This window comes from Streptomyces sp. NPDC050703 (genome assembly GCF_040654435.1).
In the GTDB taxonomy this organism is placed as follows: Bacteria; Actinomycetota; Actinomycetes; order Streptomycetales; family Streptomycetaceae; genus Streptomyces.
In genome coordinates this window covers 45,155-53,649 of the sequence record NZ_JBFAHX010000046.1, presented here as the reverse complement: position 1 = coordinate 53,649, position 8,495 = coordinate 45,155, and the positions used below count along the sequence as shown (strand labels likewise).

General features: G+C 67.7%; 8 protein-coding genes and 1 pseudogene. 6 read left to right on the top strand and 3 right to left on the bottom strand.

Annotated features, from left to right (window positions below):
• Positions 1-1,033: 1,033 nt before the first annotated feature.
• A complete protein-coding gene (locus AB0I16_RS30475) occupies positions 1,034-1,654 on the top strand; it encodes a helix-turn-helix domain-containing protein (protein WP_363252856.1) in 621 nt (206 codons plus the stop codon).
• Positions 1,648-2,043, top strand: coding sequence for a hypothetical protein (locus AB0I16_RS30470; RefSeq protein WP_363252855.1), 396 nt, complete (start codon positions 1,648-1,650; stop codon positions 2,041-2,043). The genes AB0I16_RS30475 and AB0I16_RS30470 overlap by 7 nt, the downstream gene beginning before the upstream one ends.
• A 61-nt stretch (positions 2,044-2,104) precedes the next feature.
• Here AB0I16_RS30470 and AB0I16_RS30465 read toward each other — a convergent pair whose 3' ends face one another.
• Positions 2,105-2,935: an endonuclease domain-containing protein gene (locus AB0I16_RS30465; RefSeq protein WP_363252859.1), complete on the bottom strand. Its 831-nt coding sequence runs from the start codon at positions 2,933-2,935 to the stop codon at positions 2,105-2,107.
• A 1,068-nt stretch (positions 2,936-4,003) separates the two neighbouring features.
• On the opposite strand from AB0I16_RS30465, the gene AB0I16_RS30460 reads away from it, so the two are divergent.
• From AB0I16_RS30460 to AB0I16_RS30450, 3 genes and pseudogenes are all read left to right on the top strand, one after another.
• Positions 4,004-4,993: a DUF6192 family protein gene (locus AB0I16_RS30460; protein ID WP_363252854.1), complete on the top strand. Its 990-nt coding sequence runs from the start codon at positions 4,004-4,006 to the stop codon at positions 4,991-4,993.
• A 4-nt stretch (positions 4,994-4,997) separates the two neighbouring features.
• Positions 4,998-5,423, top strand: coding sequence for a hypothetical protein (locus AB0I16_RS30455; RefSeq protein ID WP_363252853.1), 426 nt, complete (start codon positions 4,998-5,000; stop codon positions 5,421-5,423).
• Positions 5,424-5,432: 9 nt separating this feature from the next.
• A pseudogene (locus tag AB0I16_RS30450) lies at positions 5,433-6,275 on the top strand (IS5 family transposase); the annotation flags it as partial.
• 134 nt (positions 6,276-6,409) lie between these two features.
• Here the strand turns inward: AB0I16_RS30450 and AB0I16_RS30445 are convergent.
• A complete protein-coding gene (locus AB0I16_RS30445) occupies positions 6,410-6,661 on the bottom strand; it encodes a hypothetical protein (protein ID WP_363252852.1) in 252 nt (83 codons plus the stop codon).
• 313 nt (positions 6,662-6,974) lie between these two features.
• Positions 6,975-7,502, bottom strand: a complete 528-nt coding sequence (locus tag AB0I16_RS30440) for a hypothetical protein (protein WP_363252850.1) — start codon at positions 7,500-7,502, stop codon at positions 6,975-6,977.
• Between the two features lie 411 nt (positions 7,503-7,913).
• On the opposite strand from AB0I16_RS30440, the gene AB0I16_RS30435 reads away from it, so the two are divergent.
• Positions 7,914-8,486, top strand: coding sequence for a hypothetical protein (locus tag AB0I16_RS30435; RefSeq protein WP_363252849.1), 573 nt, complete (start codon positions 7,914-7,916; stop codon positions 8,484-8,486).
• The last annotated feature ends 9 nt before the right edge of the window (positions 8,487-8,495 follow it).

Genomic DNA, 8,495 nt, shown 5'->3' with positions numbered 1-8,495 from the left:
CCCGCAGGGCGGCGTCGAGCAGGGTTGTGTCGCTCTCCTCGACGTGACCGCCGGGCAGCAGCCACTCACGCAGGGCGCGGTGCTCCGGGCGCAGCCCGGAGCAAGCGAACCGGGTCGCTGCGCTCCCCGGCCGCTCACGCTCCGCGTGAGCGGAGCGGCTCGCTTCGCTCACCGCCAGGTGGCACGCGCTGCGCGCGAACCACCAACTGCAGTACCAGGCAGCGCGCTTCGCGCGCTGCGGCCGGCCTCCGGCCGCCCCGTGGCCTCCGCTGCGCTCCAAGCCACTCCAAGACGCAGCAGCAACACCCGGACCGGCCAGGTGCGCCACGCTCCGCGCGGCCCACCCACGGGCCTGCGGCCCGAGCAGCAGCAAGAGGAAGGGGAGGTGACAGGCAGTCGGGCGGGTAATGAGCCGAACAGGGGTGGGGGATCCGGGCTTATGCTTCAAAGGTAGCAGCTACTTAGGACTGGAATGGTCCGCACCACCCTTGACCAGGAAAATGAGGGTTGCAGATTACTTCATGTGTACAGCACACGAGAAATAGAGAAAGGGCTCACGATTAGTGAATGGTGGCCCCAGAATAGCAGGGCAAAAAACGGCGCGGAATTCGATTGGGTGCGCTCGCTGGTGATTACAGAAACGGGCCGGGTGGCGTTCGAGTGCGGGTGGTGATGAGAGATGCGCACGGCGGGATACGGCTGATCGGAGCCGTCGATAGCGGGCGGCCCGGTGAGTCATCGACCTGCGGTTTTGTGCCTCCTCCGACACAACCGCACCTGATTTGGCCCCGGGAAGAGGGACAAAAAGCGTTCTGCCTGGTCAGGCCCGCATTCGGCCCTCTGCGCATGGGAGGCGGTGTGTCGGCGTTGACACCAGGGGCCACGCCGACAGGGACAAAGGTCCCTCTGTACGGGGACAATCTCGGCTAGCGTTCCCGGGACCACACGAGATCGAGGAGCAGGAGCCAGGGTGCCCGGGGACGCGAGTCGCTCCACCAACAGGGGCCGGCGGTCGGTGGACCGCGGTGAGCCCGTGACGTCGCCGCTGACGGACAGCTTCGCCCAGGCGCTGGATCGTACGCCGCCGAAGCCCGGTCGGCCGGTGCGGTCCGCGAACGTCGAGTACACGTACCGGGCGCCCCACAACGCGTGGGGGCGCAGCGGCTACAGCATGGTCAGCAACGCGTTCCTCTCCGACGTCCTGGCCGTGCTGATTGCCCGGTACGGGATGTCGCCCGTGCAGTCGGCGGTCCTGCTGTTCTGCATGGGCCGCCAAGTCGAGGGCCGTCTGAAGATCACCCACATCAAGGTCGCCCGGCACCTCGGAGTCGAGCGTGCGAACGTCACCCGGGCGCTGGGTAACCTGGAGAACTGGCACATGATCCAGCGCCGCGCCAACTCGCTGATCGTGGTCAACCCGCTGATCTGCTTCAAGGGCAACGGCGACCTCCAGCAGGAAGCCCTGGAGCAGCTGCGCCAGGACGCCAGGGCTGCGCTCAGGAAGCACTTCCCGGAGATGATGAGGGAAGATGTAGTGGCGCTGGAGAAGGCGGCGAGCGAGAGCTTCCCGGAGTTCACGGCCCCGGCCGCGCCGGCCCCGCGGACGCGGCAGCTGGCGTTTGGCGACAACGACGTGGAGGAGCAGGCATGCTGATCCAAGCTCACCTCGGGTTCGCCCAGCTGCACCGTCTGGAGCTCTCCAAGGCTGACTACGACCTGCTGAGCGCGATGATGGAGGTCCAGCGCCCCGGCGGCGAGGTGAACGCCTCACAGTCCGAACTGCGGGCGCGCGTGGGCCTCAGCAAGAACCGCACGTCCATCGCGATGAGCCACCTGGTCGAGCGGAACATCGTCCTGCGGCCCGAGGGCCGCTACCGCAGCTACTTCATCCACCCGTACTTCGCCGGGTACGCCTCCCAGGAGGAGATGGAGGATGCGCTGCGCGAGGCGACCGAGGCCATCAAGGCCGGCGCCCTGGCTGCCTCGGCTCCCCCCGCCCCGCAGCGTCATCTGTCCGCCGTGCCCACACGTCGCAGCGCTTGACCGGCCGCCCGGCCGGGTGACACGACATCAGCGGCGCCGCACCCCACGGTGTGGCGCCGCTTCAGTGTGGTGCTGGTGAAGGCGGAAACTGCTTCAGCCAGCTGACAAGCTCCGGTAGCTCGGTGTGGAGGACATCCCGATCCGCCCGCTCCACGGCAGCCAAGAGCACTGGCACCAAGATCTGGAGTGTTCGCCAGATCTCTTCGCCCGTGTACTTGTGCCTCTTGGGATCCTGGGCTGCCAAACGCAGCTGCTCCTCCAGCTGAGGCGCCAGCTTGCGGATCTTCCACAGCGCCCGAGGCAAGCCAGGGTCGAAGGCTGGCGTTGATTCATGCCGTGGTGCTGGCACCCGCAGCCGCACCGCTTGGCTGTACGGCGTGGACAACCCGAGCAGGACCGCTGGCGGGCGAGATCGGTAGTTGCCGTAGCGTCCGTCTTCTCCAGGCCGCTGGAGACCTTCCCTCTTGTTGCATTTGTGGCATAAGAAGCCCCGCGCGAGACCGTTCCTGTGATCGTGGTCCAGCACGAGCAGGTCGGAACCGGTCCCCCGCCCTCGCCGTCCCGAGCTGCTGCAGATCGCGCACCGGGCCTGCTGCCACGCGAAGAGCAGATCCTCGGTGTTTCCCGCCCGATCAAGGCCGGTAGGAAGCGGCCAAAACCAGCATGCAGGCGCCAGGTGAGGAAGCCATCGGTCGACTAGACGACGGGCTTCCTTCAGAAGCTCGTCTACAGCCGCCCGTTCCTCTGGCGTTAGATGCCGTAGGCAGGCAGGGACCCCGTCAAGGGTCCCGTTCCGGCAGGGGTACTTCCCGCTTCCTCGGCAGCGGCCCCAGTACTTCCGATCGACGAGCCGTTGGGCTGCAAGGACTCGTTTGACCAGCAGAGGTGTCATGGAGGCAGCCATTGAGACGCCTGCTGACTTCGAGCCGGTCGATAAATGCCGGCCCGCTGGCCAAGGCGAGGTGAGCGTCATGCCCGCACCGTAGTGCCCTGCCGGGGCGCATCGGTCAGTCCTGGCAACAAGGTCGACGGCCTGGGCGCCGACCTTGGAATGTCATCGCTCTCCGGCACCGGGCCGGATGCACCCGACCACCGAGACAGCACCACCAACCGCCCCTCACTGCACACAGCAGTGCCCCGGACCAAGTGGTGGTCCAGGGCACTGCACGGGTGCTCGGGAGGCTCCTACGCCTCAACGTAGGCGACGATGGTGATCTGTCGAAGGGCCGTGACGTAGTAGATGACGCGGACCCCGTCGACGTCGTCGGCGTAGTCGCGCAGCAGGGTGTCGGGCACCGGGGTGCCCAGTTCAGGGTTGACGCTGATCGCGACGATCGCGCGGTCCAGGCGGTGCGTCTCGTTCGCCGTGAGCTTCGCCAGCTGGCTCAGTGAGTGTTTGAGATCTCTGTTCGTCGGGCTTGGTGGGTTGGATGCTGGGGGTTATGGCCTCTGGCAGGACGGACCGGCGGTATTGCCCAGAGTGTGGGGTGCCGCTGCCGCCGACGAAGTCGGCGGCAGCGGTGTTCTGTTCGGGTAGGTGCAGGTCGCGGAGGTGGAGAGCCCTGGAGCAGACCCGTCGGCGGGTGGCGGCGATCCAGCGCGGGGAGGGCGCCACGTGTCCGGTCTGTGGCCGTGGATGGACGGTGGGGGTGGAGCATCGCCGGTCGGCGGTGTTCTGTTCGTCGCGCTGTCGCACCCGGGCCTGGCGGCAGAAGGTGTCGCGTGCTTCCGTCACGGTGACGCAATAGCCGAACGCCGCAGATGGCACGGGTGCCCCTTCTGCTCTGCACAGGGGTGCAGTCGGCGGCTGACGCGCCTCGGACACTCCCGGTGCACGCCTGCCGCCGCGCTATCCGGCAGCGTCATTCTGGGTTTGACCTGGGCTGATTCGACGTCGTGCTGTCACTGTCCGGTGGCTGGCCCTGCCCGGGCAAGGTGGTGAAGCGGTATGTCGGATCGGGTGGGGAACGTCTCGCGGACCCGTTACGAACAGCTCGTCGCCGAGGCGAAGGAGCTGGTTGCGCAGGTTGCCCGGGCCCAGTTCGCGCTCGGGGACAAGGCCTTGGAGATCGAGCCGTTGAGGCCGGTGGGCGGGTCGGTGGCCAAGGGCGCCGATGACCTGTTCACCGTCCAGGAGTCGCTGCAGGTGTTCGCCGACGATATCGGGGTGGCCCTGGGCACGGTGGAGGACTGGCGGTGGACCGCCTCGCGCTGGCCGGCCGGCAAACGCAAGGACGGCGTCTCCTACACCGTCCACAAGATCTTGGCCTCCATCCAGGTGGAGGAAGAGCGGTGGGCGGCGATCGAGGATGCCCCGTTCAACTCCCGCTCGGGCCGCAAGCAGTGGACCTCTGACGGGGCCAAACGCCTGGTCGGACAACAGGTCGACCGACCGGTTACGGTCGAGGAGAAGGTGCGGGCGGTCACGGACCTGACCCGCGACGACGACGTCGCTGCGCAGGTGACGGCGAGTCTGCTGCGGCGGCCGGACACGGCGAGGGCCCTGCCGCCTGCCGACCGCGTCCGCGTTGTCCAGGAGCTGACCCGCGATGACGAGGTCGCCACCACCGTCACCTCGGAGCTCCTGCAGCGGCCACGTGTCGCACGGCAGACCATGCGCCATGACACCGCCCGCTTCACCGTCAACCGGGCCCAGTTCGACAACTCCGAAGAGACCCGCGAGAAGATCCGCGACCGTGTCCCCGCGGTCCGCCAGATCGAGCACACCCTCGAGTATCTGGACCTGGTCGGCTCCTGCCACAGTTACGTCGCCACCCTGGGCCGGCTGGTTCCGCGCCTGCGGGACCAGGAGTTCAGCGAGGACGAGCGCGAGACGATCCGGCGGGGGATCGCGAAGGTCCGCGGCGCCGCGGACTGGCTGGAAGCCGCGCTCGAAACCGGCCGCTTCACCCTGGACGAGCAGCTCGCCCAGCTGCTCAAGGGAGAGTGAACCAGTGCCCGTCCGGCGCCGCCGCGGCCAGACCCAGCCGCTGAGCGAGCACTACGGCGACCTGGTCCGCGTCGCGCTGATCGAAGCCAGACCGGCCGGACTGCAGACCAAGCAGCTGGTCGCCGCCACCCGTCTCACCCCCTCGCAGGTCGCCCGGGGAGTGCGCCATCTGCGGGACGTCGGAGCGGCAGAACACCTCACACCCATCATCTGGCGCCGCAAGGACGGCTACCTCTTCTCCGACGAACCCGCGGACTGGATTGAGTACGAGAAGAAGCAGTTCAAGCTCGTCCTGGGACGGCTCACCCGGTTGATCACGGGGACGCTCGACCCCCACCTGGCCCGCCACCCGGACGACGAATGGGCCCAGGTCGCCGTCGCCCAGCTCACCGGCGTCCGCGCCACCCTCGCCCAACTCGCCAAACCCTGAGTCTCCCCGATGCCCCTGACCTCTCGCCGGCGGCGCTACCCCTCCGACACCACGACAGCGGAGTGGGCACTGCTCGAACCGCTGCTGCCCACTCCGGCCTGCCGCACCAAATCAGGCGGAAGGCCGGAGAAGTGGCACCGCCGCGAGATCGTCGACGCCATCCGCTATCTCGTCGACAACGGCGTGAAGTGGCGCGCTCTGCCCGCGGACTATCCGCCCTGGCAGACGGTCTACTACCACTTCGCGCACTGGCACCGGGCGGGCGTGGTCGCCTTTCTGCGCGACCAGCTCCGCCGTCAGATCCGTACCGGCCAGGGGCGATGCCCCTGGCCGGTCACGCTCATCGTCGACAGCCAGTCCGTCAAAGGAGCCGAGACCGTCTCCAAGGCCACCCGCGGCTTCGACGCCGGGAAGAAGATCAACGGACGCAAGAGACACATCGCCGTCGACACCCTCGGCCTGCCCGTGATGATCACCGTGACGCCCGCCGACACCACCGACCGGGACGCCGCCCGCGAACTCCTCTGGCGCTTGCGCGTCATGCAGCCGCAGATCACCCAGATCTGGGCCGACTCCGCCTACGCCGGACAGCTCACCACCTGGTCGGACGACTTCCTTAACATCACCCTCAAAACTGTCTCCCGCCCCCGCGGAACGAAGGGATTCGTCGTCCTGCCCAGACGCTGGAAAGTCGAACGAACCCTGGGCTGGATCATGAAATCCCGGCACAACGTCAGGGACTACGAACGCCTTCCTCAACACTCGGAATCGCACCTGACCTGGGCACTTATCACGCTCATGACGCGACGGCTCACCCGCAGGGCGCCACGCACCAGTTGGACGAGGAAGCCGCCCACAGACAGATAACTCCCCGAGCCGAGTCGAAACTCTTCGGCATCGATGTGACGCCAATGTGGGTCCCTGACCTGCGAACTCAACCTGGCGCGGTGGAGCCGCCTCGGCGCCTCCACCGCGCTCGTTGGTGTCTACCGGGACATCTGCGCCAACCGAATGAACTGGTTGGCCCTGGCATCCCCGCCACCCATAACGTCGTTTTGGAGAAAGTTTTGCTTGTCGGTGTCCACTGCCGTGACACCGCCACCGCTGTTCATGAAGTCCTTGGCCAGCTGTTCCTGCTTCTCCGGAGTCTGGCTCTGGAGCCACTGCTTCTTGTCCGGATCCAGCATGTCCAGCAGGTTTTGAAGGGGCGAAAACGCTTCTCCGAGGGAGTCGGTCATGGCGGTCTCCAATGGTTGACAGGGTGCTCAGCACTCTGCGGTGATTGCGACGCTCACACGTCGGCACTGCCAACGTGCCCGCCGACCGGACCCCAAATGTGGCTGCTACACGGAGTCCACACGATTGGCCCTGGTGGGAAAACCTGCGTCAGTGGGCAACGGAGTACCTCTTTGATGGCCTGAAGCAGGGCCCGCGCGTCGTCCGGTCGACCCACGACCGGATGCGTGGTGGAGCCGTCTCCGGCGTCTCTACCACGCATCCGTGTGTCTATCTCGCCCGCCCTATCTGAGGACAGGCCGGGATCTCAAACACTCACTTAGCGGCGGCCTGACGGGAGCGGACCTGCTCCCACTCGTGCTCGCGAGCCCACCCCTGGGCGGTCACCCGCTCGTGCAGCTGCCGGTCGGCGGCCGCGCGGCGCTCCTCCTTGGAGGCCCCGGGCATCGCGGTGTCCACGGCAGCTGCGACCGCGTGGCGCTGGGCGCGGCGGTCGGCCTGCCGGTCCTCGCAGCGCGGGCACTCCCGGCCCGTGTCAAGCAGCACCCGGTCGTCGCACCGGACATCGCCGCACTGCTGACGCTGGGGCAGGCCCCGGGCCAGCAGCCAACCCACCGGGTCGCTGATCGGGCCACCGGTGCGCATCTGCTCGTCCAGGCGCCGTACGAGCCGGTCGGCGAGCAGCTTCGAAGCGTCCGTACGGCCCGCGAAGCCCTCCACCTGCTTGAGCTCACTGCGGGCGGCGGCCTCCACCAGGCGGCGGGCAGCCGTACGGTCCAGCCGAGCCCAGACCAGGTCGACCGGAGCCAGGACGGCCCGCAGATCCTGCGGCGGCAGAGGCACCCTCCCCCGCGGCCCGTACTGCTCCGGCATCGGTGAGGACCCCACCCAGCCGACCTGCGGTGAGGTCGGCTGCGCGCGGTGGTTGGAGTTCGCCGGGCACGATCACGTGTGCCCGGTCTGATCGCGGCGAGGACTACCAGCCCCAGTGGTTCGCCGAAGAGCGGATGACCGAGCTCAAGGAACTGCTCGCCGACGCCATCAAGGAGCGCGAGGAACGCGCCTTGCTCCGCTACCGGATCCGGGCCCGGCTGTACCGCCGGACGGTGCGCTCATGACGGCCCGCGTGGTCGACGGCAGGCCCTGGACCGGGCGCATGCGCACCGCAGCGCTCCGGCGGGGCCTGGTCCGGCCTGCCCCACGTGGGCCGGTGCCCGCCGGTATCACGAGCGGCACGGCCGGGACCGCCGGGTGATGGAGAAACTGCGGGCCTCGATCCCCAGGGACGGGATCCGGGAGCCGCTCCTGCTGGGCGTCCGCGCAACCGACCGGCTCGTCTTCGTCTTTGAGAGAATAGCCATGCCCTTTGTCGTCTCTGTCGGGGCGCTTGGATCTCTTATGCCGGCGCCTGCTTCGAGCGCTCAAGCGGATGTCCATCATCGTGCGTCCCAGGTCGTAGAGGTGCGAGCGGATAGGTGCACGAATCGGCACTACTCGAAGGTCGCTTACAACTTCTATCGCGGCCCTTCGAAGATCCCGCTCCGCTGCGGCACGGGAACGTGGGGATACAAGCACATAGTCGCGCGCGGCAGGTGGAGCAGCTCCTTCAAGACCAAGATCAGCGACACTCTTTGGAAGGGCCATACGACCTCTCCTGGCGTGGTCTACCGGTATAAGCCAGGCACGGGGTGCTCCCCCAACCCCAGGAAGAACTTCAAGGTGGTCTACAACCCGGGCCCGCTCGGGGGAAGGCCCGGCGGGCTGACGCCTCAGGGGATCATCACGGCCAGCGTTGAGTACACTCCCCGCGCGCACGCTGCTTGCTAAAAGGGGAAG

What these genes read in the sequence shown, in the direction of transcription:
- AB0I16_RS30445 (WP_363252852.1), bottom strand. Translation starts at nt 6,661, where the DNA reads ATGACCGACTCCCTCGGAGAAGCGTTTTCGCCCCTTCAAAACCTGCTG.
- AB0I16_RS30470 (WP_363252855.1), top strand. Translation starts at nt 1,648, where the DNA reads ATGCTGATCCAAGCTCACCTCGGGTTCGCCCAGCTGCACCGTCTGGAG.
- AB0I16_RS30435 (WP_363252849.1), top strand. Translation starts at nt 7,914, where the DNA reads ATGGAGAAACTGCGGGCCTCGATCCCCAGGGACGGGATCCGGGAGCCG.
- AB0I16_RS30465 (WP_363252859.1), bottom strand. Translation starts at nt 2,935, where the DNA reads ATGACACCTCTGCTGGTCAAACGAGTCCTTGCAGCCCAACGGCTCGTC.